Source organism: Fimbriimonadaceae bacterium (assembly GCA_019638775.1).
Taxonomy (GTDB): Bacteria; Armatimonadota; Fimbriimonadia; order Fimbriimonadales; family Fimbriimonadaceae; genus JAHBTD01.
This window is the reverse complement of the sequence record JAHBTD010000012.1, coordinates 1-24,747: the sequence shown is the minus strand read 5'-3', so window position 1 is coordinate 24,747 and position 24,747 is coordinate 1. Positions and strand designations below refer to the sequence as shown.

Sequence of the window (24,747 nt, the reverse complement as noted above, 5' to 3'; positions counted from 1 at the left end):
GTTTATCTTCGAACATGCGTACCTCTATTCCATGGAAGGTCCTCTGGAAGAGGGCCCGGTTCCGGTCGAGATCTCGCATGCGGCCGTCCGTCGCATTGGAAAGGATGTCAGCCTGCTCACCTTCGGCGGCAGCCTCTGGAAGACGTTGGCCGCCGCCACACAATTGGCGCAGGCAGGCATCGAGGCTGAAGTCGTGGATCTGCGGGTCCTGCGCCCGCTTGATCGCGACACCCTTCTGACGTCTGTGAGAAAGACTCATCGGGCGGTCGTGATCGACGAAGCCTGGCGCACCGGCAGTTTCGCCGCGGAAGTCTCCGCCGTGATCATGGAACAGGCGTTTTACGAGTTGGATGCCCCGGTCGCGCGCGTATGCAGCGAGGAGGTCCCGATTCCCTATCCGAAACATCTGGAGGAGGCGGCGCTGCCGTCCGTGGAGAACATCGTGCAGGCGGTTCGCCGGTTGCTGGGATAATCGATGGCTCGGCTGTTGCTCCGTCACTCATCGGCCGCTCCCTTGTACGTTTCATCTTTCGCGCGTCATGCTTTAGGGAGTCTCTTTCATGGCTGAATTCGTCATGCCCACCCTCGGCGCGGACATGACCGAGGGGACCTTGGTGCAATGGAAAAAGCGGATCGGCGACCGGATCGCCAAGGGCGAGATCATCGCGGAGGTCGATACGGAAAAGGCGGCCATCGAGGTCGAATGCCATGCTACCGGGATCGTCGAACAGTTGCTGACCAAACCCGGAGACAAAGTCCCGGTCGGCACCGTGATGGCGATCATTCGCGAAGCAGGACAACCGGCAGCCGCCGCGGTCCAGCCACAGCACATCGCGCCCCAGCCGGTCACTCCTTCCAGAATCCCGCCCGTTGCCAAGACTGCTCCCGCATCGTCGCCGGGTCCCCGCCTGCGCATCTCTCCCGCAGCCAGAACGCTGGCCGCCGAGCGAGGGATTGATCCGGCGGGCCTTCAGGGAACGGGACCGGAAGGGGCCATCACGCTCGACGATGTCACCCGTGCGCTCGCGAGCGACGTCAAGGTCACCGCACCACTCACCATGGCCGAGCGCCAGGCGCGCATGCGGCAAACCATCGCCGCCGCCATGGCTCGCTCCAAACGCGAGATCCCGCACTACTACCTGAGCACCACCATCGACATGAGCCGTGCCTTGGCTTGGCTGACAGCGGAAAATCAGCGTCGCCCGGTGACGGAACGATTGTTATCGAGCGTCCTCTTCATCAAGGCCGTCGCCCTCGCACTTCGGCAGGTACCCGAACTCAATGCCCTGTGGAAGGACGGCGATGCAGTCAGAAGCGAGCGCATTCACATCGGCACGGCCATTTCTCTGCGCCAGGGAGGGCTCGTCGCACCGGCCCTGCACGACGCCGACCGCGCCGACCTCGGCGACTTGATGCAACGGTTCCAGGACCTGGTCAAACGGGCCCGTGCCGGTTCGTTACGAAGTTCGGAACTGTCGGACGCCACCATCACCGTCACCAGTCTTGGCGAACAAGGGGTGGAAACCGTGTTCGGAGTCATTTATCCTCCGCAAGTGGCGTTGGTCGGATTCGGCAAGGTGGTCGAACGGCCCTGGGTGGCCGACGGGCAGGTCGTCCCACGACCGGTCGTGACCCTGTCGTTGTCCGCGGATCACCGTGTCAGCGACGGCCATCGCGGCGGATTGTTTCTGGCTGAAATCGATCGTCTTCTACAAGAGCCTCAATCGTTATGACGACCACACCATCCGACGCCGACACCCGCGCGCAAATTCTCCGTCTTCTCGGCGAGATCGCCCCCGAGGCAGACTTGGCCTGCCTCAACCCCGATGTCAGCTTTCGAGACCAGCTCGACCTCGACTCGATGGACTTCCTCAACTTCGTGGTCGCACTGCACAAGGCATTCCACATCGAGATCCCTGAAACCGACTATCCCAAATACATGACTTTGAACGGTTGCGTCGCCCAAGTTGCCGCATCGCGAACATGACCAACCCCCACTTGCCAGCAAGCGACACCTGCATCCTGAAAGTCGTCGTCGGCTCGCATGCGCACGGCCTGGCCGGACCGGACAGCGACAAGGATTTCCGCAGCGTGTTCGTGCTGCCCACCGCTGAATTGTTTCGTGTAGGTTTCAAATACCAAGGCACGAGGATGATGAAGGAAGAAGACGACGAGACCGCCTGGGAAATCGGGCACTTTCTCCAGCTCGCGCTGCAGGGCCATCCCTTGGTGCTGGAAACGCTGGTCGCTCCGGTCGTCACGATGGACGACTGGGGCACGGAGCTCCGGCAACTCTTCCCCCGTCTCTGGTCCGCACAGACCGCCTATGACTCCTTTCTCAACTACTGCGAGAACCAGCGCAAGAAGATGCTGGAGAAAAAGGACGGCAGGCCGGCGAAATACGCCGCGGCCTACGTGCGCGTGCTGTTTAATCTCTGCGAGTTGCTGGAACGCGGCAGCTTCAGTATCAGGATTTCGGAAACTCCGGTCGGCGAAGTCGTGCGTCGGATCAAGTCGGGACAGTACCGGCCCGGTGAAGTCATCGATCTAGGGGAGTACTGGAGTGAAGAGGCCGCTCGCCGTCTTCGCACCTGCACGCAACAGGCGCGCCCGGACCTCGCCGATGCATACCTGCTCAAACTGCGGAAGGCGTTTCTGCGTTAGCGACCGAACGACCGGCAGCGCGAACATAAAAAACCCGCTTCCGTGTGGAGATCGGGCCTGCCGACCGAGCGAGATCCATCCGGACACCCCGGCACCACGCTCACGCCGGATGTCCCGCGCCTCCCGTTCATCGGGCTCCCACTGGAGCCGTGCCTCATACTGGCACCGAGATGGAAGCGCGTCCCTTCAGAACTGATCCCGAAACCGGCACAGACGCAATCCCCGAACCAACTCTTCGCTGCACGGAAGCGGGGATGTCGACCTTATCCTGGCTCCACCTCCCTTCACCTATTCATGTAAGCACGGTCGGCCTGGAATCAATGAGGTAATTGGCACCATTGCCGCTCCGCGCTGCTGCCCCGTATCGCCCCACCCTCCGGCACTGACAACCGGGAGGACGCCTCGCCGATTGCTCTAAGCGAGTGAACTTTCGCCACTCCCGGATGCGGCCATCGCAGGATTTCTTCCTGGCATCGGGCCTGCAATAGTCCGGAAGCAGTTGCGCGTGACGAACGAATGGTCGATGGTCAGGCGCAGATGCACCATCCACAGGCTTGCACAAAGGAGACGGCATCATGAGTGGACTGACACGCTGGGAACCGTTTCGCGCGCAGTGGAACCCTTGGAAAGAACTGGAAGATGTGGAGAAGCGTCTGTCGGCACTCTGGGGACGGCCCCAGGGGAAGGTCGAAGGACAAAAGGAAGCGATCTCGGTAGCCGAATGGGCTCCGCTGGTCGATATCACGGAGGACGACAAGGAATATCTGATCAAAGCCGAGCTGCCGGAGATCAAAAAGGAAGACGTGAAGCTGACCGTGCAGGACAATGTGCTCGCCATTTCCGGCGAACGGAAATACGAGAAGGAAGAAAAAGACAAGAAGTACCACCGGGTGGAGCGCGCCTACGGCAGTTTTCTGCGGAGCTTCACGCTGCCGGAAGATGCCGATGGCAGCAGGGTCGCGGCGGAGTACAAAGACGGTGTGCTGAAGGTCCATCTGCCGAAATCGGAGAAGGCCAAACCGAAATCCATCGAGGTCAAGGTCTCCTGAGCGGAAGGAGCAGACCATGTTCAAACATCCTCGGTACTTGGATATTCCCTGGGAAATGCATTGGCATCCTGAGGGGTCGTCGCACCATCACCGGTGGTTGGTGTTCCTCATGATTGTTGTGGCACTCTTTTTGATCGGCGTGGGAGTGACCAGCGGGCTCTGGTAGACAGCACAAGACTGACACACCGTGCGACACAGGCGAATAAGGGGCACGCGACATGTTCAAGAACCGTGAAGAAGCCGGCGAACTGCTCGCACAGGAATTAGCCGCATACCGAAACGATCCTGCGGCGATCCTGCTCGCGCTCCCGCGCGGAGGGGTGGCAGTAGCCTATCAATTGAGTCTGGCGCTGCATCTGCCTCTGGATGTGCTGATCACACGTAAAATCGGCGCGCCCGGCAATCCGGAATATGCGCTGGGGGCGGTCAGTGAAACGGGAGCGGTCTACTGGAATCGGGAGGCGCTCTCCGGCCTCTCATTGACGGATCGAGACCTGGCGGCCGCCGTACAGACGCAGCAAAAGGAAGTCGCCCGGCGTGTGGCCCTCTACCGGCAGGGGCGGCCGTTCCCCTCACTCAAGGACCGGACGGTGATTCTCGTGGACGACGGACTGGCAACCGGCGCCACCTTCTTTGCATCGGTCGCGACGGTGCGTCAGGCGCATCCCCGCCGTGTCATCGGGGCCGTTCCGGTCGGTCCGCACAGCACCGTGGAACAGGCGCGGGCGATCGTGGATCAATTGGTGGTGCTCCGAACACCGGACCCGTTTTATGCCGTCGGCAATTTCTACCGGGAATTCGAACAGGTCGAAGACCGAGAAGTGTTGCAGTATCTCAACCTCGCAGAAGAAGCATTTGTGAGCAGGTCATAAGCGCCGGGAGAGCGCCACGAACCGGCGCTCCGGCCAGGAAAGGGGCGTATGGCAATGAACAAACAGACGGAAGGCGGCCACAGCGCGCGCCGCGATCGATTCGTTGAGGAATATAAACACGATTCGTACAAGATGCCGGGCAAGTTGAAGGAGCCGACGGTCTGCACCACGTGCGGCGCCCTCTACCAAAAAGGTCGCTGGACCTGGGAAGCCAAACCGGCAGATGCCGAACCAATCACCTGTCCCGCATGCCTGCGGATCCAGGACAAGAATCCCAAGGGATTCGTGACCCTGAAAGGGCCATATACGACCCAGCATCGCGATCAGGTGATGGGGCTGATTCACAATACCGAGGCGCAGGAAAAGAACTCCCACCCCATGGCTCGCATCATGACGATCGAAGACCGGACCGAGGGGCTGGTCGTCCTCACCACCGACGCCCATTTGCCCCGGCGCATCGGCGAAGCGCTCAAACATGCACACCATGGAGAATTGGACATTCAATACGATCAGGACGAAGAGTTTGTCCGGATCACCTGGACCGGTTAGGCCCTCGGCGTGAACAGGGCGCGCCGGGTGCACGCAGTAATCGGAACGGTCGAGGCGAGGGGGTCATGGGGGAACGGCGGCGGAGAGGGATACAATGGAGCGGATTGCTGATCGGTGGAATCCTGGTTCTACTCGCCATCCTACCGGCAGCGAGGGCCGAGGTGCGGATGCTGCCGGACGCGGCCGCTGAGCTGGATCAGGCGACGACAGAGGCGGTCATGCGCACCTTTCGTGCGGCTGATGAGGCCATCCGCACACGCGACCTCGATGGCGTGATGGCCCTCTATTCGGAACAGTACGACTATCACGGACTCAAAAAATCCGACATGCGGAAGGTGTGGGCCGATCTCTTCGATGAATTCCAGGACCTCACCGATACCCATCACTTTTCAAGGCTGGCCAAGGTCGGCAGCGGCTCGAACACTATCATCGAAGTCACCTGCACCGGCAGCTTGTCCGGACGCTCAAAGACCGGCGGCTTACGTGTCCCGATCGATAGTTGGTATGAAGAAGTTCACTACATGACGTTCGAAGACGGACAGTGGCGCATTCGAGGCAACGTCGGCGATTCCCCGCGGTTGATGCCCTTCGGCACGTCGCCGCATCCGTTGTTCTAAAGGAAGGAGGCCTATGCGCGTTCTGATCGCACTGGACTGGTCGGAGCAGGCGTTTGCGGCCGTTCGAGAAGCCTCGTATCTCTACGATCTGCATGAGGTCGTTCTGCTGCATGGAATCGACCTCGGGATGTTTCAATATCCCATCGTCGCGGAAGTGAGCAGCATGCAGGGCTATGACGACTTCCGCACTGCCATGAAGAAGGCGGGCGAGCAGCTCCTGGATCACACCACCACGCTCCTGCCCGCGAAGGGAGTGTCCATCACCCGCGTCTGTGAGTTCGCCAAACCGGCATCGCTGATTCTGGACAAGGCGCGGGATCTTCGTCCGGAGCTGATCGTGCTCGGCGCGCGGGGACGCGGGCGTGTCGGCGAATTCGTCCTGGGCAGTGTCTCCCATCGCGTCGCGCTGCATGCGGATTGTACGACGTTGATCGTGAAGGAACGGGAGGGACCGGTCAAGCGAGTCACGGTGGCCGTCGAAGGACATGAGGACGCCGAGCGCATCAAATCCTGGCTGCTCGCCCACCCGTTTAGAAATCCGGTCGATCTCACCATTGTGAGCGTGGTGCGGCCCATTCCCGCCACCGATCCCTTCAGCCTCTTTCCGCTTCAAGACTGGACCGGCATCGCCGTACGCTCGGCGGAAGATTTGGTCAAACAGCTCGCCGCCTCGGTGATGAACAACCGGTATACGGTCGGGACGCAGGTGAGTGTGGGCGATCCCACGGACATTTTGACGGAACGCGCCAAATCGGCAGACCTGTTGATCATCGGCTCACACGGACGGAAAGGACTGGAGCGGTTTCTTCTGGGGAGTATTTCTCACGCACTGCTCCACCAGGTCCCCTGTCCCGTGTTGTTAGTACGATGAGGTGAGCGGCAATCTTTCGGAAGACATCGAATCATCGTCGAACCATAAAGGAGTCCCGCATGAAAACCTTCAGTATTCTCTGCGCTCTTTGCCTCGTGATCCTGGGAAGCACCTGGGCCGCCGGCCAGACCAATCGCGGCAATCCTCGCGACGGCCAGGCCATCTATGAAAAAAACTGCCTCCGGTGCCATGGCGACAAACTGGACGGGAACGGACCGGATGGGCAGTATCTGATCGTGCGGCCGGCGAATTTTCAGTCGGTCAACTCGCGGGTGAAAACCGATTGGGAATTGCTGATCACGATTGCGAACGGGGCCCTGTTCAGCCCCATGCACGGCTATCGGGGGAAATTGACGGATCAACAAATGCTGGACGTGTTGTCCTATATCCGTTCCGTCGCGGCACCCGAATTTGTGAGTTAGCCGACGGGCCGGAGGCCGTATGGTTCGGTATGGACACGTGGGCACCGGCCTGCTCCTGCTCCTCTTCTGTCTGGTCATAAGGCCGGGAGTCGGCATGACCTCGGAGCCGGCCCCCGATGTGGAAGTGTTCGTACGTACCGGCTGCCCCCATTGCGAGGCGGCGAAAGTCTTTCTCGAACAGCTTCGACGGACTCATCCCGACCTCCGCATCCTGTTTCACGACATCGCGGTCGATCGCGATGCGTTGGCACGACTGCACAGGCTCGCGCAAGACCAGGCCCTCTCGGTGGTCGGAGTGCCGGCGTTCTATCTGAATGGGGAACTGATCGTCGGATACCAGGACGATCACACCACCGGCGCCCGTCTCCTCGCCATGCTCGAGCATCCCCCCACCACGCCAGCCGCCGAACCGTTTGTCGCCTGCCGCCCGGCCCAGCCGGACTGCCAGGCCAAAGCCCAAGCCACGGCTGAGGCGGATACCATCGTGCTGCCGTGGGTGGGCCGCGTCGGCGTCGCTGAGTTGGGCCTTCCACTGTTCACGCTCGCCATCGGCCTGCTCGACGGCTTCAATCCCTGTGCGATGTGGGTCCTCCTGTTTCTCTTGTCGTTGCTGGCGACCCTGCGCGACCGCTTCGGCATGGTGCTCATCTCCGGCACCTTCGTGCTGGTGAGCGGTCTCATCTATTTTGCCTTTATGGCGGCCTGGCTGAACCTGTTTCTACTGATCGGCCTGTCCCATGCCGTCCAGTTCATATTGGGAGCGCTGGCCATAGGGATCGGCCTGGTGAACGTGAAAGACTTTTTCGCGTTCCGGCGGGGATTTTCGTTGAGCATTCCGGACGCCGCCAAGCCTGGGCTCTATGCGAGGATCCGCCGGATCGTCCAGGCGGAACATCGAGCCGGCGCCCTGGTCGGCGTGATCGTGCTGGCGGGCTTGGTCAACCTCGTCGAGTTACTGTGCACGGCCGGATTCCCCGCCCTCTACACCCAGGTGTTGAGCACCTACCATCTGCCAACCTGGCACTACTATGCCTACCTCGGGCTTTACAATCTCGCCTACATCGCCGACGATGCGCTGATGGTCACGCTGGCGGTCGTCACCTTGGGACGCCGCAAGTTGGACGAACGCGAAGGCCGGTGGTTGAAACTCCTCAGCGGCGCGGTCATGATCGCACTGGGGTTGCTGCTGATCGTGAAACCGAGCCTGCTGACGAGGTGATTCGATGCAACGTCTTCGCCCGCGCCACATACCCCCCCTACGGGACGATGGACCAGACGCGGGGCACACGATCCTGAGCGATGGCACCACGGCCTTGCTGCGGATCGCGCAACCAGGCGACGCCGACGAGTTGCAACGCTTCGTCGAACGTCTCTCTCCGGCGGCAACGCGCCATCGATTTTTCTCGGAAACCGATCCCCCCGCCGAGGTGATCCGCACACTCTGCGATTCGTCGCAGCCACAGCGGAGCCTCACGCTGCTCGCTCTCCGGCGCCAGGACGATACGCTGAGCATTATCGCTTCAGGGTCGTACCATGCGCGAAACCCGCATGAGGCGGAAGTCGCCATGGCCGTCGACGACCGGCTCCATGGGCACGGGCTCGGCACGATTCTGCTCGAACGTCTGGCCCTACTCGCCATCCGGCACGGGTTCACCAAACTCTGGGCCATCACCCATGCCGACAATCTGGCGATGCGTGAGGTGTTCGCCACATCCGGCTTCACCATGGAAGAACATCTTGACGGCGGCGACATGGAGGTCGAATTATCGCTGACCCCAACCGATGAGAGCGTGCGGCAATCGGAATGGCGCGAGCGGGTCGCCACAACCGCCTCACTGCGTCCCCTCTTCCATCCCCGCACCGTCGCCGTGATCGGCGCCTCTCGCTCTCCGCAGAGTATCGGGTATCGCCTCCTCGACGCGCTCCACAGCAATGGATTTCGCGGGCGCTGCTACGCCGTCAACCCGCATGCATCCACAATCGCGGGGGTCGACACCTTTCCCTCGCTCCATGCCCTGCCGGAACCGGCCGATCTCGCAGTCATTGCCGTGCCCAAAGACGCGGTCCTTTCCGTGGTGGACGACTGCGCGGCAACCGGAGTCCGCGCCCTGGTGGTCATCACTGCCGGGTTCGCCGAGGTCGGCGAGGAAGGGCGTCGACTGCAAGCGCAACTGTTGGACAAGGTCCGGCAGCATGGCATGCGCATGGTCGGGCCGAACTGCTTCGGCATCCTGAATACAGACCCGTCGGTGCAGCTCAACGCCACCTTCACCTCCACCTTTCCGCTCGCCGGTTCGATTGCGATGTCATCCCAAAGCGGCGCCTTGGGGCTGGCCCTGCTCGCGGCGTCACGACGATTGCAACTCGGCCTGTCGACCTTCGTCAGCGTCGGCAACAAGGCGGATGTCTCCGTGAACGACCTGTTGCAGTATTGGGAGAGTGATCACGCCACAACCGTCATTTTGTTGTATGTGGAATCGTTCGGGAACCCCAGGCGGTTCGCGCACATCGCGCGGCGAGTCAGCCGCAACAAACCGATCGTCGCACTCAAAGCAGGCCGGACATCGTCCGGCAAACGTGCCGCCGGCTCACACACCGCCGCGCTGGCCGCCAACGATGTCGCGGTCGAGGCCTTGTTTCAACAAACTGGCATTCTGCGGGCCGATACGCTGGAAGATATGTTCGCGCTCGCGGCGGCTCTGTCGGAGCAGCCTTTGCCCAAAGGCACACGGGTCGGCATCCTGACCAATGCAGGCGGGCCGGCCATTCTCTGCGCGGATGCCTGTGAAGCAGCCGGCCTGGAGGTGCCGGAGTTGTCTCAGGCGACGATCACGCGGCTTTCGCCGTTTCTCCCCGCCTCCGCCTCGCTGCGCAACCCGGTCGACTTAATCGCTTCGGCCGGCCCTGAGCAGTACCATGAGGCCATCCACACGCTCCTGACCTCCGACGACATCGACGCTTTGATCATCTTGTACATCGCCGTCACCAGCACCGACGTCGATCCGATTGCGGCAGGCATCACCCGAGGGATTGCTGCGGCGCGGGCGGCACAGCCGATCAAGAAGCCGGTCTATGTGGGCTGGATGGTGGAGTCCGATCGCGAGCGCCGATTATCCCTGCCCGGGGAAACCATTCCGACGTTCGGCCTGCCTGAACTCCCCGCGCGTGTCCTAGGCACCATCGCCAGATACGTCCAGTGGCGCGATCGCCCGCTCGGCATGGTGCCCGACTTCGACGATCTGGATCTGCCGGCCGTTCAGACCATCTGCCGCGACGTGCTGGCCACCAGGGGAGGCGGCTGGTTGACGGTCACTGAAACGCGCGCGGTCTTGTCCGCCATGGCAATCACGCTGCCTCCGGGCGGAGTGGCGACCAGCGCCGAGGAGGCCGCCGCACTTGCTGCGCAGATCGGCTTTCCGGTCGCCGTGAAATTAGCCTCGCATACCCTCGTCCATAAGACGGAGATCGGCGGCGTGCATCTGAATCTCACGAGTAAGGCCGAGGTGCGCCATGCGTATGAGGAGATCGCCGCACGCCTGTCTCAAGAGCAGCAGACGGACGCGATGGAAGGCGTGCTCGTCCAGCCGATGGTGAAAGGCGGCGTCGAGATGATGGCGGGGATGGTTCAAGATCCCTCCTTCGGCCCCTTGATCGGCTTCGGGCTCGGCGGGATTCATGTCGAAATTCTGGGAGATGTGCGTTTCCGGATCACCCCGCTGACGGAGCTGGATGCCGCCGACCTCATTCGCAGCATCAAGGGCTATCGCCTGCTGCAAGGGTATCGCGGGCACCCACCGGCCGACGTCGATGCGATTCAGGATCTGCTGCTGCGGCTCTCGCGGTTAGTCGAGGAGGTGCCGGAGATCGTGGAACTGGACCTCAATCCGATTTTCGCTCTTGCGCCGGGGGAAGGCTACAGCATTGTGGATGCGCGGATCAGGGTGGCAGGGAAGTGATTCGTGACTTACGCGGTACTGCACTTACGAGCCCCACGCGGGCGAGCCGTCCGCGGCGATCGTGAGGAAGCGTCCTGCGGCTGCCTCTCGACATAGGCATCGAGCAAGCGGCGAATCAGAGGCTGGTATTGCGTGTGATGCCGGGAGGCTTCGGCCTTGAAGAAGTCCACGCTCTTTTTGCTCAAAGCCAGGGTCACTTTAACTCCCTCATCGCGAAATGCCAATTCGGCAGGAGAAGGAAGGAAATCCGGGACGACGCGAATTTCGCCCAGAGACTCAACTCTATATTTTATTCTCGTGCTCATAGACAGCCTTTCCTTTTCGCCAATAACCGGCACCGATGATACGAATAACGGATGCTCGATAGGCAAACCGGACGGTCTGGACGCTATTCAAAGCGTGGCTTCGTCATGGCCTTCCGCACAAACTCCCACAAGGCAATCCTACATGCCATAGGGAAATATGGCTATTGCAGAGACCGGTTCACCTCGATCCGGCTTCGGCAGACCTAGCGTCCCTCTGCCCCCTGACGGCCTTCACAACCAGCGGTGGAGGACGACGCCGGTTTGCTCACGTCGTCGTCCCAGACTCGCCGTCTCGCGCCGACATGCGTCAACAAACATTCGGCCGTGGCCAGCAGGTCCTGCACCTGGCGCGCTGAACTGTCGCGAAAATGCGCCAGGTCGAAAATAGGAATCTGGAGACAGACTTCCGCGCGATTCTTTCGTTCCGGTGAAAACACGATGCGGTGGGCAGGCGGTTGCGGATGCTCGCAGGGCTTGAGCAAATCGAGCGTCTGGAAAAACACTCGGCAGAGTCGCTGCAGATCGCCGAGAATCGCCCGATGTTCCTCATCATCGCCCAGCGGCAACTGGGCGGGATTGTCGAACGCCCCATACAGGTTGAGCTGAAATCCGATCTGAACGACCTCGCCCCCTCCCGTCTTGACGTAAAATGGGTCATGGTCGAAACAGACCTTGTGCTTCACGATCATGTCGCGAAGAGACTGCTCAGTAGGAAAGGCCTGGTCAAGATTCAGCTGCATAGGCCTCGGTTCACCTCCGTTCATGGCCCACCCCCGCCATGACAGACGAGACAATGTCCCATCCGACCCGGTCGATGGGCCCCGCGCCCCTTCTCATACAATTGCCGTACGACCGCCTCGTCTCGCAGCGTCGGATGGGTGGCTATCCTGTTTCCAAATTCATGACAGACCGTGCAGGAGTTGGTCCCCGTCGCGCGAAAGATAAATTCTCCATGGGGATTGGTACGCGTCTGCTCGGTAATCTGAGCCAGCGTTCCGCGATGCTCCGAATGGCAACCGGTGCAGGCCTGCCGTTCGACGACCAGCGCGCGATGCCACCCGGCCACGGCAGGCGTCGCTCGAGCCTCAAAGTACCCTTCAGTATGGCAAGCGATGCAACGGGCGGGACTGGGCCCTCGAAACGGCTCGTGACAATTGGTGCACCCGCCTCGATCCACATGGTAGCGGCTGAGGTCGCCCGGAGCCCAGAAGGCGGCGGGGCTCCGCACCGTCCCCCACCCTATCCATATCACCAGCACCAGGGTTGTCAACGCCACAGCCGGAACCGCTGTTCTCGGAAGCGGGAGGTAGCGCATGAGTCACGACATTCCGGCAAAGAACAACGCCCCTACCACATGCAGGACGGTGAAGACCAAGAACATCAGCGTCATCGGTGCATGGATAGCCTGCCAAAGACGAAAGGCCTCTTCCTGAGACGCCATCCCGTGCAACTGGGCGTCGACCTCACTCTCAGAGAGGCCTTGATGCTGAAGGTGGTGACGTTCCTCGTTGAGCGCCCTCAGACTCACGGCATGCACCAACTGCCCCACGATTCCGCTCAAGACCACGATCACCATGGACCCCATGGCCAGGATCGGAACGATCGCATGGTAATGGGCACCGGAGTGAAGAAAAATCAGCAGCGGCCCCAGGACGCCCGCCACCATGTGAACTCGAAACCACCCGCGCGGCCATCGACGCGAGGGACTGGTCCGTTTCCGAAGCGGATAGACGAACACCAGCAGCGTGACGGCCAAGCCCGCCCAGCCGACGCCGTGCCCGTACTGCGTATGGCCGAAGGGCGTGACCTTGTCGAGACTGAGCAGCGCTTCAAAGGCCAATGCGCTGAGAACCGCACCGACCGTCGCCGCGACCACCGCGAACAGGCGCGACCGCACTCCTGTCATAGATGATACCCGCGTGTCATCACGCACCGGTTACTTCCGGTATTTCTCAACCCCCTTGTTGCCGCCGGCGTGACAGCGCAAACAGTCTGCGAAACGCCCAGGCCCGTGCACACCCTTCGCCTTGGCCTTGAGTTCCTGCACCAACCGATTGTCTTCCACCTGCGCCAACATCAGGCCGTCTTTTCCGACACGATGACAATCCATACATGTCTTCGCGCCGGTCGCACGAAAAATCAAATCGCTGTGAGGATTCGCCGTCATTCCGCTCGAATCGGCCACCGTCCACACCACCGACGGTTCCTTCGACGGGGAATTCTCTCCTGCTCGATCGGGGGAGAACGCATTCCCTCCGGGCGCGACGGCCATGCAGAGCAGTGCCAGCAGACCACCCAGCGCAAGAAAGCCCCGCCCCCTCATGACCGTTCACTCCCGCAACAGGTTCGATACCGCTCCTCCGGAATCTCCTTCATGGCCTGATACAACTCTGCCCGCTCCCCGTCACTGATCACCTGATCGATCGAGGGGTACAGAATCCGCTCCTCCTTCATGTTGTGCGATTTCAGAATCTCCAACAATCGTTGCTCCTCTCGGTCGCTGTCGGGATTCTGTGCCTGCACTTTTTCATGAATGGCTTCCAGGCAATCGCCGATCATCCGGTGCTCGGTCCGCATGACTTGCGTGGGCCCGCCTTCCGCCATGCCGGAGTTTTCCTCCCACTTGGGAAACAGCACGTCTTCCTCCCAGACGATATGCCGCTGCAGGCCAAACTTAAACTCGACGAAGGCCTCCTTGGCCTTGGCGAAATCCGTGCGCTTCTGTTGCTGGAAGGTAGTGAAGAGCGCGTCCAGCCGGTCATGGTCTTGCTCGAACGTGACACTGATCTTTGCATCCGACATGCCGTTCTCCTTGTTATGAATGACGGAGTCTATATTCCAAGTGACAGGCGACACAGGCCTTCAGCACGTTATTGAACTCGGGCAGGATCCGCTTCAGATCGTTCGTCGGCATCACATCGGCCAACTGCTCGGCAGCCGCATGATGCGCCATCGCGAGATCGTGATAGGCCGGAGGAAAATTCTCCGGCTGCTGCCGAGCCATCGCATGCCGATGCATAAAGAATCCCAGATGCGTTTCGGTCAATCCTTGGGCCAGCCGGTAGTCCTCTTCCGCCAAGGCCGCCACAATCGCCTGGATCGTCTCCAGATGCTGGAGCATGACGGCGCGATGTTCCTGCCGCGCTTCTGCCCCCAACGGAATGGGCGTTCGTACATCCGGCAAATGCGCCGGCGTGACACGACCAGTGCCGGATGCAGGCCTCTGTTCTGCGCAACCGCTCGCCAGGACGAAGAGCACGAGCAGGCACGATACCCCCACCCTTACACTTATTCGCACTCGCCTCATGCCTGGTCCTAGGTCGCCAGCCGCCAGTAGGCATCCACCTGCTCTTGGATGTGCCGGATGGCGTCCGCTTGTACCGTCGGCTCGAACAGATGCCGAAACCGTCCCTGCAGTTGCAGATACGCCTCGACCGGCTTGCGCCTGGGAATATACGTGTGTGTGACCACCCCGTTGATCGCCTCTTTCAGCGGCCAGAGGCCGGTCTCCACAGCCAACTTGGCCACTTCCGGCGTGGCCCCCGGATCGTACAACCAGCCCGTCGGACAGGCGGCAAGGGCCAGGAACATCTTCGGTCCGGTGAAGGCGGCGGCACGCGCGAACTTCTCCTCCAAATCCAGCGGATACCGCGGGGCGACCGTCGCGATGTAGGGCGGCCGATGCGCCCGCCAGATCTCAAAGATGTCTTTCTTCTCCTGGATCGTCGCGGCGGGATGCTGCAGACCGCAGGGCGATGTCGCCGTTCGCGCGGCAAAGGGGGTGGCGGGGGAGAGCTGCATGCCGGTGTTGCCGTACGCTTCGTTGTCGTAACAGATGTAATAAAAATCGAGCTTGCGATTCATGGCGCCGGACGTCGACGAGAGGGCCATATCGTACGTGGAGCCATCACCTCCCAACACGATGACCTTCACATCTTCATCCTTCGGCAATCTCCCCTTGCCGATCAGCACATCCAAGGCATCGCGAATCCCCTGCGCCCCGGCCGGCGCCGAACCCATGGTCGTATACAACCAGGACCCCTTGAACGATGTGTAGGGGTAGGCCGCCAACATCGTAAAGCAACCGGCGGCATTCACGTAGACGACATGATCGCCCAGCACCTTCGCCGCGAGTCGCAACGCCTCGAGGCCACCACATCCGGCGCACAGGGCCGTGCCCGGAAGCACATGCTCTTCGCGGGGAATCTGCTTGATCTTCTTGAAGGTCTCACGCTGCCACATCGTGTCTCTCGTCTCTCGTGAAGCGTCTCTCGTAGTTCACGTTCTACGTTTCACGACTTCCACTTCCCGTTTCACCCTTCACGTTTCACGCTTCCTCCCGCCACCATCTGCAATTGCGTCATCTCCTGATGTTCCGCAGCACTGTAGAGCAACACCGGTCCGCAGCCCCTTCCGGTGACTCCAGCCTGCGCCGTCTGTTCAAACACGGCGTGAAACTCGCCGGCCGAAAGATTCTGCCCTCCCAACCCTCCGATGAATGAACAGAGGGCTCGTGGCCTGGCGGTCTCATGGTACACACAGGCAGCGACCTCTTGATAGAGAATCCCGCCCTGCCCCGGCGCCAGGTTCTGATCCAGCACTGCCACGGCCCGTCGCCCACGTAGGGCCTGTCGAATGGCCTCAGCCGGCCAGGGGCGGATCATGCGCAACCGAAGCAGCCCTACCCGCTTCCCCTGCGCTCTGGCAAGATCGACCGCCGCCTTCCCTGTGCTCGCCCCCGCATTGGTCATCACAAGGACGTCTTCCGCATCATCCAACCGGTACCCTTCCACCAGGTCATATCGACGACCGAACAAGGCCTGGAACGATTCCGCCGCCTCTCGATGGACGTCGAGCGCATTCTGGGCAGCCAGGTGCACCTGATGACGGAAGTACGCATACGGAGTACCGCCGATCACGGCTACACCCAACGCATGCGGCGACGAGGCCGTGAACCCGAGGTGAGACGGGCGAAAGGGCGGCAGGAAGCGTCGTACGGTATCCGGATCGGGCACCGTGACCGGCTCACGAGTGAACGACAGGGTAAACCCGTCCAGGTTCACGATCACCGGCAACATCACGCGCTCATCTTCCGCGATCCGATAGGCCATCAGAATCGAATCCAACACCTCCTGGCAGGTCTCGGCATGGATCTGCAGAAACCCGGCATCGCGCGCGGCCAACACGTCGTTGTGATCGGACTCCAAGGTAATCGGCGCGGCCAGGGCTCGCGAGACATTGACGAGCACGAGCGGCGCACGCCACCCCGAAATGGAATAGAGCACCTCGAACGCATGCAGCAACCCTTGACTGGAGGTGGCCGTAAAGACTCGCGCGCCGGTCACTTCCGCCGCACCGGCCGCCGTCATCATGGAATGTTCGGAGTCCATGCTCACGAATCGCGCGGCCAACTCCCCCCGCTCACACCACTTGGCCAAGGCCTCCACGATTTCCGTCTGCGGCGTAATGGGAAACGCCGGGATGTAGTCAACGTCGGCCAGCCGGGCGCCCCAGGCAGCCGCCAGATTCCCCGTCATCATTTGGCTGTCCATGCGACCCCGCCTTCCTGCTCCCGCTCCGCAATCAATGCGTGAGTCGGACATTCGTGCACACAAATCTGACAGCCTTTGCAATGGTCATAGTCGACGACGGGGCGATCTTCCTGATTCATGGTAATCACGCCGTCCGGACAATAGACGAAACAGAGCCAGCATCCGTTGCACTTGTCTGCCACCAACACCGGGCGAAAGGTTCGCCATCCACCGGTTTCACGTAACACCGAATTTCCGGCCGCGGCGATCCTGGCTGTGCCCTTCGTGGGCGGTTCATAGGTCGGGTGGTGCAAGGACGCCGCGCCGACGGCTTGGGCGGTGCCTTGAGGCAATGTGGCCGGCTCAACCGAGTCGTAACACTGCCGCGCCACCGTCAGATTCCGCTCGATCACCGGCTCGGCCAGGCCGAGGTCGCGAAGCTCACCATCGATCGCCGAGCGCACAGGCTCCCACGCCAACCCTACCAACCGCGCGGCAACTGCGCCGAGCAGCGCACTGATGGCCTCACGCGCTCCCAGCTGTTGCAGCGCAATCCCCGTCACATCTCTCACCGTCACCTGCTCAGGCAAGGACAGGTGGGTGCGCAACAGGTCCGCGCTCAGCGACGAGTTCACGAACAGGACCGTCTGCCCGGTCACTCCGTCCAACACATGCGCCACCGCATCGTCCAGCAACGAGGCATCGGCCACCACGATGACGTCAGGATGCGCGATCGCCCCCCGTTCCCGAATCGGCTCACGACCGAAGCGCGTGAATGCCGCGACCGGCGCTCCCCTTCGCTCCGCGCCATAGATCGGGGCATCTTGGGCCACATACCCGCTGATAAACGCCGCGGTGCCGAGAATCCGGCTGGCCGTCTTCGCCCCCTGTCCGCCGCGCCCGTGAAATCGTACAGCCACCATCTCAGGCTCGATCCGCCCGCTCCTTCTTGAAAGCTTCTTTGCCGGCCGCCACTGCCGCGGCAATCGTCGCCTCGGTTTCCTTCAAGTACCGTTTCGCTTCATCGACGCTGTGAGAGATGTCTTGTCGAACCTCCCGAGCTTTCTCCAACATCTCTTCCTCCGTGCGGCGCGCATACCCACGTAATGCCGCACGCGTTTCGACGCCGGACTTGGGCGCATACAGAACGGCGGCTATCGCCCCCAGCACGGCACCGCTGAGAAACGCGATCGACATCCCGGCACCTGAACAATTGTGACTCTGATCGGCCATGGTGCTGTCTCCTTCCCGGCTAATGTATGAATCGGGCATCGGTATGCGCGGTTACCACCCGCTCTTGGAGAAAGCAGAGGACGTGCCAGGCACCGAGGCCTGCACCGGAGACAAATGGCGACTTTGGCGAGGATTTTCCGTGCGTCGCGCAGCAACATGCGCGATCCCTAGCTCGACTGGGGAATTCCAGAACCGCAGGAACGCGGCACTGTCGCAAAACGCATCAGTGGCAACGGTCGACGGAGGCACCCCGGCCGGTACGCCGAGCTCATTGCGGGACTTCACGGTCTATTGGAGGTGGTGATCAGTCTGCGAAGGGAGCAGGGAAGAGACAGCAGCCGGGGCGTTGAGACCCATTCACTCTTTTTCCGGCGACGACGGCGTCTCTGTCGGCACGGAGTCCTCCTCAGCTCCATTGCCACGCTCGCTCTTGCGGGAGTCGCGCATGCCCCCGTGCCCCATTGGGCCGCGTCCGCGCATGCCATGATGACGTCGGAAGGTCCGCTCGTAGTGAATCAAGGCCCAGATCTCCTCGTCGGTGAGTTGCTCGCCAAAACCGACCATACTGGTCCCCGGGGATCCATGCTTGATCACCCAGAAGACTTCGCCTTCCGTGCGGTGGCGCCAGAATCCATGATGCCGGAAGTTGCGAGGCGCAGGATTGAGCTGAGCCGCGAGCGGGCCATTGCCGTCCCCTTCCGCTCCATGACAATTGATACAGGTGCCTTTCCCCGCATAGAGCGCTTTGCCCTGTTCAATGGTCTGAGGCGAGTCCGGCACCGGGCTCCTCAAGGCCCGGGCTTCCGCCAGCTTGTCCGCCGGGACGCGAGGCCGCATGACATCATGCCCGGCCGCCCACGCAACGGGCGAACCACCGAGCAGCGCGACAAGCAGCATCGCCGACACCGCCGGACTTCCTCCACGCTCCGCCATATCCCTCCCCCTTCGGAGACACACCTTCGATCGCCCGCGTACCTGACCGGACTCAGAAATCCAGCTCCGCCATCTTCCGATGAAAACGGGTGATCACGTTGGGATCCGGCGTGAGGCGAATCTGCGCTTCATCCTTCCCCCTGTACGGCAGGAGATTCAGCACATACCGCAGGCCCTCCAGGCGAGCCGCCTGCTTATCGTTCGCCTTCACGATGATCCAGGGACTGAAGGTCGTATGGGTCTTGCTGAACATTTCCTCTTTAAATCGCGTGTACGAATCCCACATCTCCTGCGCCTTTTCGTCGACCGGGCTCAGCTTCCACTGTTTGAGCGGATTCTGCCGGCGGGCATCGAATCGCTTGGCCTGCTCCTCCTTGGAAATCGAAAACCAGAACTTGATGATCGTGACGCCGTCTTCGTACAGCATGTGCTCGAATTCCGTGACCTGCTGCAGGAACCGCTGGTGTTCCTTCTTACTGCAAAAACCCATGACCGGCTCCACCACGGCTCGGTTGTACCAACTCCGATCGAAGAAGACGATTTCACCCTTGTTGGGCAGTTGGCGGATGTAGCGCTGGAAATACCATTGTCCCCGTTCGTCGTCCGTCGGCTTCGGGAGGGCCACGACCCGCATCGCACGCGGGTTGAGATGTTCGGTAAACCGGCGGATCGTGCCGCCTTTGCCGGCCGCATCACGCCCCTCGACAAGGATCGCAATACGCTGACCGTCGGCCTGTACCCAGCGTTGGAGCCGGACCAATTCCACCTGCAATTGGCGCAATTCCTGTTCGTATAAGAGCGTCTTGCGCACCTCTTCCAGATTGATGTTCTTGCTCTTAATCAGTTGGATGAGGCCCCTCGGCGTATTGATGCGACGCAGATCCTCTTCGCTCAAGATCCGGCCCGCTTCACCGATGAATCCCGCCGCCATGGCGCCGCCGGGGTCACGCGCCGCCTCGTATCCGTCGCCCACCCGGGGCACGGCGGTAGGAATCACCTCCAGGTCGTCATTCTCCAAATCCTCTGGCCCGAGCACCGTATCCGGCTCCGTCGGCTCGCGGTCCTTTCGCCCCTTGGCTTTGCCGTTTCCTTGCCCGTTTCCTGCCATGCGCCCCCCTGTCCGTTCAGGCCGGATCAGAATGCCACGTTCCGGTCACGCTCAGCCACGGCCTTGATGTAATCAGCCATGCCCTTGATCGTGGCGCCGGCGACCAGATCCGTCCCGCTGATTTGGCGAGCAACCGCGCAGGCCCCGCAGACCCAGATGGGAATCTGCGCTGCTTGCACGGCAGTCAGCAGATCCTTCAACGGAGTCAGGTTCACGCCGGTCACATGATCGGCCGTGCCTTTGCGCCCCAGCGTGACGGCCTCGTTCCACAACCAGAGCACCACATCATGCCCCTGCTCTTTGGCCGTCTTGGCCGCCATAAACGGTAACGTCGCCATCGTGGGATCGTCGGTCCCTCGACTACCGGAAATGATAAACGTCGCCATTGGTCAGTCTCCTGTGAATCGTCGTTCGTGAAGCAACTCTCGTCCGTCACAATCGAAGCTGACGGCAGATCGCGTATGGCCGATGGCAATGACCCCGTGGGAGATCTCTTGCTCGTGCCATACGCGTCGGCCATCTGCACCTCTTCAGTCAACTCATTTCGCCAAACTTCGGATATAGGCGATCAATTGCCACACCTGGTCATCCGGCAACCCGGCGAACGACATCATACCGGTGCCCGGTGAGCCGTTCTTGATGATCCAGAACAGTTGGCCGTCAGGCAGATCCTTCATCATCGAGCCGCACGTGAAGTTTCTGGGCGGCGGGATCAATGCCGCCCCCATGAAGCCCTGCCCATTGCCCTTCTCACCGTGGCACATCGCACAAGCCACCGGCTGAGCGGTCTGCAGGAACAGCGTTTTCCCCGCCTTGATGGTCGCATCCGACTGCGGCAGCGGATTGGTCTTGGACAGGAAATCGGCCGGCGCCTTCGCCGTTTTCCTGGGCTGCGGGCACACCCCGCTCGGACCTTCCCCGGACCCTGCGGCTGCCTGCGCGACGTCCGCTCCGCCCTTGAAGGTGGCCTTCAGATAGGCCATCACGTCGGCCACACCCTGCTGGCCGATGGTCAAGCCCCAATAGGGCATGTTCGGCGACTTCCCCATCGCGGCGCCGCCATGATTGATCACATTGTAGAGATAGTCGGTCGGCACCTTGTCGAAGGGAATGTTGGCATGAATGGCCGGCTTCGGGTCCAACCCCGAGGCGGCCGGACCATCGCCCTTTCCGGTGAACCCATGGCACTGGGCGCAATATTCTTTGTACAGCACCTTTCCTCGATCGACGCTTGCCATGCCGAACTCCGGCGCCTTCCACGGTTCGTAATACTTGAAGTCCTTGACCCCTTGCACCGCCAGAAACCCGATGACCGCTCGCAATTGCGGCTCCGTGGCATCGGCCAGGAACTCCCCGGTGTGGGTGATAAAATCCTGGGGGTTTTGTCCGAAGCGGAAGAGCCAATCCATGTTGTACCGTTGCCCGGAATCGGCCAACGAGATGCTTTGCGGTCCGCCGATCAGTTTGCCGTTCTCTTCGATCAGGTGGCATCCGAGACAGGCGTGGGCCTTATAGGCCATCCCGCCGAACGTGGCATCGAACTTACTGATTTTCGAGACATCGAAGGCGCCCACCGTCACCCGCGAATCCTTGTTGTGCTGCTCGAAATACTCGGCAATTCCCTGGGCTTCATCCTCCGTGACGACCGGGTGCCGCGTCGGCCCCTCCGACAAATCCCACCGGTACCCTTTGGGATACAGCGGCGCCTCTTTCCCGGTCAGGTAGCGAAGCAACCACGCGCGCTGATATTTACTCCCGGCCCAAATCAGATCGGGTGCCTTCAAGTTGAACCGCGACTCCGCTTTCCCTTCCAGGCGGTGACATCCGGCACAGTTGTTCTGGATCATCTCCTTGACGCGAGTCTGATCACTGCCCAAGAGCAAGCGGGGGAATGAAAAGAGCCCCAGCAGCATGACCAACGCACACCCGATCATCACCGTCCGTCTTCCACCCATGAACCACCCCTTTCGTTCACCCCACTGCGCGACCGGTCAGCGTGATGCCAACCAGGCATGGATATCTGCAATGTCCTGATGACTCAAGACAGAGCCCCACGCCGGCATCGGGCCTCGGCCATGGAGTACCGTCTCCCAAAACGCTCCCTCGTTCTTCAAGATTTTATTGCGGGCCAATTTGGGCCCCGCGCCTCCCATCCCGCCCTCGCCATGGCACGCTTGACAGTTCCGTGCAAACATTTCAGCGCCTCGTGCCGACACCCCGACTAGCGGGCCGTCGCTCGCAGTGCTGGGCCCTCCCGCCGGAGCCGTCATCGCCAACTCTTCTTCAATGGACGGCAACTGGTCCGGCGCACCCGGATGGTAGCGAGCCGTCACGAACTGAAGCAGGGCGGCGGCCTCGTCCTTGGACAGGTCCGCGCCCCAATGCATCATTTTCTCGACCGTGACCTGCCATCGATCCGGCGGCAACCGCTGTTGCACGATGAGATCGGTCGTGTGGCACACGGCGCAACGAGCATGAATCAACGTCACCGCCCGTCGAGCCTGCGCCGGTTCGATCGTATGCTTGTCATCTTCTTGAGCCGCCGTCCCGGCCGCGATGCCGAGGAGCAGTACCAGCCCCGCCACCAACGGAGACCATCGTCCTCGCGCTCTTCTCGCCTCCCCCATCAGGCCCCTCATGCGGCCACCGTCACAGACAGGCGATCCCACCCGTTCCACAAAAACCCCCCGGGATTCCACGGACTCTTCTCCGGTTGCTGAGTCCCCTGCGCATCCGTCGCCCGACAGAGAATCGCCGTCGGACCCACCTGACGCGCATTCCACAAATATTGCCATTGCCGCCAGGCGTAGGGCTGTTCTTCACCCACCAACCGAGCGGGCGCCCAGGTCTTCCCATCGTCGCACGAGACTTCCACCTTGGTGATCGGCGATTCACCCGCCCAGGCCACCCCTTGAATGGTCACCGGACCGGTTTTCAGCGTGTCCCCTTCGGCGGGCGCGGCGATGAGCGATTTCACCGGCATCTGCTCGACCGGCACCATCACGCTCCCCGGCAACCCCGACCCAGGCTGGATCGACGTCTCCGGTATCCGATAGGCCTGCTGCATGTAATATCCGGGCGTTTCGTCTGCACGCAGGGTGATCTCCGTTAACCATTTCATGCAGGATTCCGCCATCCAGCCCGGCGTAATCACCCGCAACGGTGCGCCATGCAGGAGCGGTAAAGGGCGACCATTCATTTCATAGGCAAGAAGCGTATCCGGATGGAGCGCTTTGGCGATGGGAATACTTCGCGTGAACAGGGGCACGCTGGGCAGAGCCGGGCGATCCGCGCCTTGCAGTTGCACATGCAGTCCTTGCGGCTTCACGCCGGCACGTTGCAAGACGTCGCGCAAACGCACCCCGGTCCATTGCGCATTTCCAGCCGCGCCCCGTTCCCATTGGACACCGGGAACCTTAGGGCGATGGTGCGCGCGACCGTTGCCACTGCATTGCAACACAGCGGCGACGGTCACCGACTCGAACTTCTTCAGCTCGGACAGACTCAGCGTCAACTCATCTTTCACGAGTCCCTTCACCGTCAGACGCCACGACTCCGGCTCAATGGCCTCCGCACTGGGTGGCCCGAAGTGACTGCGCACAAAAAACCGTTCATTGGCGGTCAACCAGGAGGTAAATTCCCGCACCGGCGTTTCCGCATCGAACGGCCGGGAAACACGAACGGTGAGCGGGCCGCTCGCCTGTCCGGTCGTCTCAACCCGGCTGTCGGCGAGCGCTCGATCGACGGCGCCCGCCACCACACCCGCTCCGATGCCTTGCAGTACCCGTTCGAACAACGCCCGCCGCGTCACCGCCATGATCGTCCTTTCATCCTGCCTCCATCGCCATCTACGTATGAGGATTCAACTCAATCGCCACCTGAACCGGCACGACGATGGATTGGTGCACCGTACAACCATGGGCGACTTTCAACAACCGTTCTTTCAATTCCGGCGTGATCCGGTGGGGCAGCCTGATCGACAGATGAATCTGCCCGACACGATGAGGCTGCTCCGCCATCGTCCACTCCGCCTCCACTTTCAGGCCGTCACGGGAAATGTCGTGTCGCGCGCAAAAGTTACCCACGAAATAGCCCACACAGCTGGCCACAGATCCCACAAACAATTCCACCGGACTCATGCCCGCGTCGGCGCCGCCATCGTCGACCGGTTGGTCCGTGACGACGCGATGCCGGTCGCTGAGAATGTCGTAGCGGGCGCCGCCCTGATAGGCCACACTCAGCTTCATCTCCCTCTCCTCTTCCGATCTGCGGCCGCTCGTGCGTGGCTCCCGATGGTTCACTATCTCCGACGTCGGGCCGGGATCTGTTTTACGAGCCCCAGGGCATGTACTTAGTAGGGCACATCCGCCGGCTTCCCTCCCTTCGGCCAATCCTGGCCTTTGTCGGAAAAATCCGGGCGTGGTTGCGCATTGATGTACGCCGCGACGTCATATGCATCCTGATCCGAGAGAGCCCATCCCCTGGTTCTCGGCATGTTCGACTTGATGAACGCAGCCGCTACCGGAACACGGGCCAGCTCCGCGCCCAGCGTGTAGGACTGAGGTCCCCATAGGGGTGGCCCCGCCATCGTGCCCTGTCCGTCGGCTCCGTGACAAAACGCACAACGGGCGGTGAAG

Annotated in this window: 31 protein-coding genes; 13 read left to right on the top strand and 18 right to left on the bottom strand. The window is 61.5% G+C overall.

What is annotated here, in order from left to right:
* The 13 genes from KF784_17120 to KF784_17060 form a co-directional block, all read left to right on the top strand.
* A partial coding sequence (locus KF784_17120) for a hypothetical protein (protein ID MBX3120784.1) occupies positions 1 to 472 on the top strand: 472 nt, incomplete at its 5' end.
* 88 nt (positions 473 to 560) lie between these two features.
* Positions 561 to 1,733 (top strand): 2-oxo acid dehydrogenase subunit E2, encoded by a 1,173-nt coding sequence (locus tag KF784_17115; protein MBX3120783.1) that lies wholly within the window; start codon positions 561 to 563, stop codon positions 1,731 to 1,733.
* Positions 1,730 to 1,987 (top strand): acyl carrier protein, encoded by a 258-nt coding sequence (locus KF784_17110; GenBank protein MBX3120782.1) that lies wholly within the window; start codon positions 1,730 to 1,732, stop codon positions 1,985 to 1,987. The genes KF784_17115 and KF784_17110 overlap by 4 nt, the downstream gene beginning before the upstream one ends.
* Before the next feature lie 11 nt (positions 1,988 to 1,998).
* On the top strand, positions 1,999 to 2,664 hold the full coding sequence (locus KF784_17105; GenBank protein ID MBX3120781.1) for a nucleotidyltransferase domain-containing protein: 666 nt from the start codon (positions 1,999 to 2,001) through the stop codon (positions 2,662 to 2,664).
* Positions 2,665 to 3,239: 575 nt separating this feature from the next.
* Positions 3,240 to 3,713, top strand: a complete 474-nt coding sequence (locus tag KF784_17100) for an Hsp20/alpha crystallin family protein (GenBank protein ID MBX3120780.1) — start codon at positions 3,240 to 3,242, stop codon at positions 3,711 to 3,713.
* A gap of 16 nt (positions 3,714 to 3,729) precedes the next feature.
* A complete protein-coding gene (locus tag KF784_17095) occupies positions 3,730 to 3,879 on the top strand; it encodes a hypothetical protein (protein MBX3120779.1) in 150 nt (49 codons plus the stop codon).
* A gap of 52 nt (positions 3,880 to 3,931) precedes the next feature.
* The gene (locus tag KF784_17090) at positions 3,932 to 4,585 is read left to right on the top strand and encodes a phosphoribosyltransferase (protein ID MBX3120778.1); all 654 of its coding nucleotides are present in this window, start codon (positions 3,932 to 3,934) and stop codon (positions 4,583 to 4,585) included.
* A 48-nt stretch (positions 4,586 to 4,633) separates the two neighbouring features.
* A complete protein-coding gene (locus KF784_17085) occupies positions 4,634 to 5,134 on the top strand; it encodes a hypothetical protein (GenBank protein MBX3120777.1) in 501 nt (166 codons plus the stop codon).
* A gap of 65 nt (positions 5,135 to 5,199) precedes the next feature.
* On the top strand, positions 5,200 to 5,751 hold the full coding sequence (locus KF784_17080; protein ID MBX3120776.1) for a nuclear transport factor 2 family protein: 552 nt from the start codon (positions 5,200 to 5,202) through the stop codon (positions 5,749 to 5,751).
* Between the two features lie 13 nt (positions 5,752 to 5,764).
* Entirely contained in the window at positions 5,765 to 6,622 is an 858-nt protein-coding gene (locus KF784_17075; GenBank protein MBX3120775.1) for a universal stress protein, read from the top strand.
* A 59-nt stretch (positions 6,623 to 6,681) separates the two neighbouring features.
* Positions 6,682 to 7,044, top strand: coding sequence for a cytochrome c (locus tag KF784_17070; GenBank protein MBX3120774.1), 363 nt, complete (start codon positions 6,682 to 6,684; stop codon positions 7,042 to 7,044).
* Between the two features lie 94 nt (positions 7,045 to 7,138).
* Complete coding sequence (locus KF784_17065) at positions 7,139 to 8,263, top strand: hypothetical protein (protein MBX3120773.1); 1,125 nt, start codon at positions 7,139 to 7,141, stop codon at positions 8,261 to 8,263.
* Positions 8,264 to 8,267: 4 nt separating this feature from the next.
* Positions 8,268 to 11,000 carry a GNAT family N-acetyltransferase gene (locus tag KF784_17060; GenBank protein ID MBX3120772.1) on the top strand — a complete coding sequence of 911 codons (2,733 nt, stop codon included), beginning with the start codon at positions 8,268 to 8,270 and terminating at the stop codon, positions 10,998 to 11,000.
* 508 nt (positions 11,001 to 11,508) lie between these two features.
* Here the strand turns inward: KF784_17060 and KF784_17055 are convergent.
* The 18 genes from KF784_17055 to KF784_16970 form a co-directional block, all read right to left on the bottom strand.
* Positions 11,509 to 12,045 carry a hypothetical protein gene (locus KF784_17055; GenBank protein MBX3120771.1) on the bottom strand — a complete coding sequence of 179 codons (537 nt, stop codon included), beginning with the start codon at positions 12,043 to 12,045 and terminating at the stop codon, positions 11,509 to 11,511.
* A gap of 20 nt (positions 12,046 to 12,065) precedes the next feature.
* Complete coding sequence (locus tag KF784_17050; GenBank protein ID MBX3120770.1) at positions 12,066 to 12,620, bottom strand: hypothetical protein; 555 nt, start codon at positions 12,618 to 12,620, stop codon at positions 12,066 to 12,068.
* 3 nt (positions 12,621 to 12,623) lie between these two features.
* Positions 12,624 to 13,211 (bottom strand): hypothetical protein, encoded by a 588-nt coding sequence (locus KF784_17045; GenBank protein MBX3120769.1) that lies wholly within the window; start codon positions 13,209 to 13,211, stop codon positions 12,624 to 12,626.
* A 30-nt stretch (positions 13,212 to 13,241) separates the two neighbouring features.
* Positions 13,242 to 13,628, bottom strand: a complete 387-nt coding sequence (locus tag KF784_17040) for a hypothetical protein (protein ID MBX3120768.1) — start codon at positions 13,626 to 13,628, stop codon at positions 13,242 to 13,244.
* Positions 13,625 to 14,107 (bottom strand): hemerythrin domain-containing protein, encoded by a 483-nt coding sequence (locus KF784_17035; GenBank protein ID MBX3120767.1) that lies wholly within the window; start codon positions 14,105 to 14,107, stop codon positions 13,625 to 13,627. The genes KF784_17040 and KF784_17035 overlap by 4 nt, the downstream gene beginning before the upstream one ends.
* A gap of 13 nt (positions 14,108 to 14,120) precedes the next feature.
* Positions 14,121 to 14,564, bottom strand: a complete 444-nt coding sequence (locus tag KF784_17030; GenBank protein MBX3120766.1) for a cytochrome c — start codon at positions 14,562 to 14,564, stop codon at positions 14,121 to 14,123.
* 56 nt (positions 14,565 to 14,620) lie between these two features.
* Entirely contained in the window at positions 14,621 to 15,547 is a 927-nt protein-coding gene (locus tag KF784_17025; GenBank protein ID MBX3120765.1) for a hypothetical protein, read from the bottom strand.
* A gap of 71 nt (positions 15,548 to 15,618) precedes the next feature.
* The gene (locus tag KF784_17020) at positions 15,619 to 16,857 is read right to left on the bottom strand and encodes a hypothetical protein (GenBank protein MBX3120764.1); all 1,239 of its coding nucleotides are present in this window, start codon (positions 16,855 to 16,857) and stop codon (positions 15,619 to 15,621) included.
* A complete protein-coding gene (locus tag KF784_17015; protein MBX3120763.1) occupies positions 16,842 to 17,759 on the bottom strand; it encodes a 2-oxoacid:acceptor oxidoreductase family protein in 918 nt (305 codons plus the stop codon). The genes KF784_17020 and KF784_17015 overlap by 16 nt, the downstream gene beginning before the upstream one ends.
* Position 17,760: 1 nt before the next feature.
* Positions 17,761 to 18,033 (bottom strand): YtxH domain-containing protein, encoded by a 273-nt coding sequence (locus KF784_17010; protein MBX3120762.1) that lies wholly within the window; start codon positions 18,031 to 18,033, stop codon positions 17,761 to 17,763.
* A 393-nt stretch (positions 18,034 to 18,426) separates the two neighbouring features.
* Complete coding sequence (locus tag KF784_17005) at positions 18,427 to 19,002, bottom strand: c-type cytochrome (protein MBX3120761.1); 576 nt, start codon at positions 19,000 to 19,002, stop codon at positions 18,427 to 18,429.
* 52 nt (positions 19,003 to 19,054) lie between these two features.
* A complete protein-coding gene (gene ppk2, locus KF784_17000; protein MBX3120760.1) occupies positions 19,055 to 20,110 on the bottom strand; it encodes a polyphosphate kinase 2 in 1,056 nt (351 codons plus the stop codon).
* 26 nt (positions 20,111 to 20,136) lie between these two features.
* Entirely contained in the window at positions 20,137 to 20,496 is a 360-nt protein-coding gene (locus KF784_16995) for a DsrE family protein (protein MBX3120759.1), read from the bottom strand.
* Between the two features lie 153 nt (positions 20,497 to 20,649).
* Positions 20,650 to 22,065 (bottom strand): c-type cytochrome, encoded by a 1,416-nt coding sequence (locus KF784_16990; protein ID MBX3120758.1) that lies wholly within the window; start codon positions 22,063 to 22,065, stop codon positions 20,650 to 20,652.
* 36 nt (positions 22,066 to 22,101) lie between these two features.
* Complete coding sequence (locus tag KF784_16985; protein MBX3120757.1) at positions 22,102 to 22,749, bottom strand: c-type cytochrome; 648 nt, start codon at positions 22,747 to 22,749, stop codon at positions 22,102 to 22,104.
* Positions 22,746 to 23,927, bottom strand: coding sequence for a sulfite oxidase (locus KF784_16980; GenBank protein ID MBX3120756.1), 1,182 nt, complete (start codon positions 23,925 to 23,927; stop codon positions 22,746 to 22,748). The genes KF784_16985 and KF784_16980 overlap by 4 nt, the downstream gene beginning before the upstream one ends.
* A 31-nt stretch (positions 23,928 to 23,958) precedes the next feature.
* Entirely contained in the window at positions 23,959 to 24,357 is a 399-nt protein-coding gene (locus KF784_16975; protein ID MBX3120755.1) for an OsmC family protein, read from the bottom strand.
* 104 nt (positions 24,358 to 24,461) lie between these two features.
* Positions 24,462 to 24,747, bottom strand: a 286-nt coding sequence (locus KF784_16970; GenBank protein ID MBX3120754.1) for a c-type cytochrome, incomplete at its 5' end; no start/stop codon positions are given.

Coding starts and splice junctions, on each gene's coding strand:
- KF784_17045 (MBX3120769.1), bottom strand. CDS start 13,211: ATGACAGGAGTGCGGTCGCGCCTGTTCGCGGTGGTCGCGGCGACGGTC.
- KF784_17060 (MBX3120772.1), top strand. CDS start 8,268: ATGCAACGTCTTCGCCCGCGCCACATACCCCCCCTACGGGACGATGGA.
- KF784_17080 (MBX3120776.1), top strand. CDS start 5,200: ATGGGGGAACGGCGGCGGAGAGGGATACAATGGAGCGGATTGCTGATC.
- KF784_17075 (MBX3120775.1), top strand. CDS start 5,765: ATGCGCGTTCTGATCGCACTGGACTGGTCGGAGCAGGCGTTTGCGGCC.
- ppk2 (MBX3120760.1), bottom strand. CDS start 20,110: ATGGCAGGAAACGGGCAAGGAAACGGCAAAGCCAAGGGGCGAAAGGAC.
- KF784_17110 (MBX3120782.1), top strand. CDS start 1,730: ATGACGACCACACCATCCGACGCCGACACCCGCGCGCAAATTCTCCGT.
- KF784_16995 (MBX3120759.1), bottom strand. CDS start 20,496: ATGGCGACGTTTATCATTTCCGGTAGTCGAGGGACCGACGATCCCACG.
- KF784_16985 (MBX3120757.1), bottom strand. CDS start 22,749: ATGAGGGGCCTGATGGGGGAGGCGAGAAGAGCGCGAGGACGATGGTCT.
- KF784_17100 (MBX3120780.1), top strand. CDS start 3,240: ATGAGTGGACTGACACGCTGGGAACCGTTTCGCGCGCAGTGGAACCCT.
- KF784_17090 (MBX3120778.1), top strand. CDS start 3,932: ATGTTCAAGAACCGTGAAGAAGCCGGCGAACTGCTCGCACAGGAATTA.
- KF784_16975 (MBX3120755.1), bottom strand. CDS start 24,357: ATGAAGCTGAGTGTGGCCTATCAGGGCGGCGCCCGCTACGACATTCTC.
- KF784_16990 (MBX3120758.1), bottom strand. CDS start 22,065: ATGGGTGGAAGACGGACGGTGATGATCGGGTGTGCGTTGGTCATGCTG.
- KF784_17035 (MBX3120767.1), bottom strand. CDS start 14,107: ATGTCGGATGCAAAGATCAGTGTCACGTTCGAGCAAGACCATGACCGG.
- KF784_17055 (MBX3120771.1), bottom strand. CDS start 12,045: ATGCAGCTGAATCTTGACCAGGCCTTTCCTACTGAGCAGTCTCTTCGC.
- KF784_17040 (MBX3120768.1), bottom strand. CDS start 13,628: ATGAGGGGGCGGGGCTTTCTTGCGCTGGGTGGTCTGCTGGCACTGCTC.
- KF784_17050 (MBX3120770.1), bottom strand. CDS start 12,620: ATGCGCTACCTCCCGCTTCCGAGAACAGCGGTTCCGGCTGTGGCGTTG.
- KF784_17065 (MBX3120773.1), top strand. CDS start 7,139: ATGACCTCGGAGCCGGCCCCCGATGTGGAAGTGTTCGTACGTACCGGC.
- KF784_17025 (MBX3120765.1), bottom strand. CDS start 15,547: ATGTGGCAGCGTGAGACCTTCAAGAAGATCAAGCAGATTCCCCGCGAA.
- KF784_17085 (MBX3120777.1), top strand. CDS start 4,634: ATGGCAATGAACAAACAGACGGAAGGCGGCCACAGCGCGCGCCGCGAT.
- KF784_17005 (MBX3120761.1), bottom strand. CDS start 19,002: ATGGCGGAGCGTGGAGGAAGTCCGGCGGTGTCGGCGATGCTGCTTGTC.
- KF784_17020 (MBX3120764.1), bottom strand. CDS start 16,857: ATGGACAGCCAAATGATGACGGGGAATCTGGCGGCTGCCTGGGGCGCC.
- KF784_16980 (MBX3120756.1), bottom strand. CDS start 23,927: ATGGCGGTGACGCGGCGGGCGTTGTTCGAACGGGTACTGCAAGGCATC.
- KF784_17070 (MBX3120774.1), top strand. CDS start 6,682: ATGAAAACCTTCAGTATTCTCTGCGCTCTTTGCCTCGTGATCCTGGGA.
- KF784_17115 (MBX3120783.1), top strand. CDS start 561: ATGGCTGAATTCGTCATGCCCACCCTCGGCGCGGACATGACCGAGGGG.
- KF784_17095 (MBX3120779.1), top strand. CDS start 3,730: ATGTTCAAACATCCTCGGTACTTGGATATTCCCTGGGAAATGCATTGG.
- KF784_17010 (MBX3120762.1), bottom strand. CDS start 18,033: ATGTCGATCGCGTTTCTCAGCGGTGCCGTGCTGGGGGCGATAGCCGCC.
- KF784_17015 (MBX3120763.1), bottom strand. CDS start 17,759: ATGGTGGCTGTACGATTTCACGGGCGCGGCGGACAGGGGGCGAAGACG.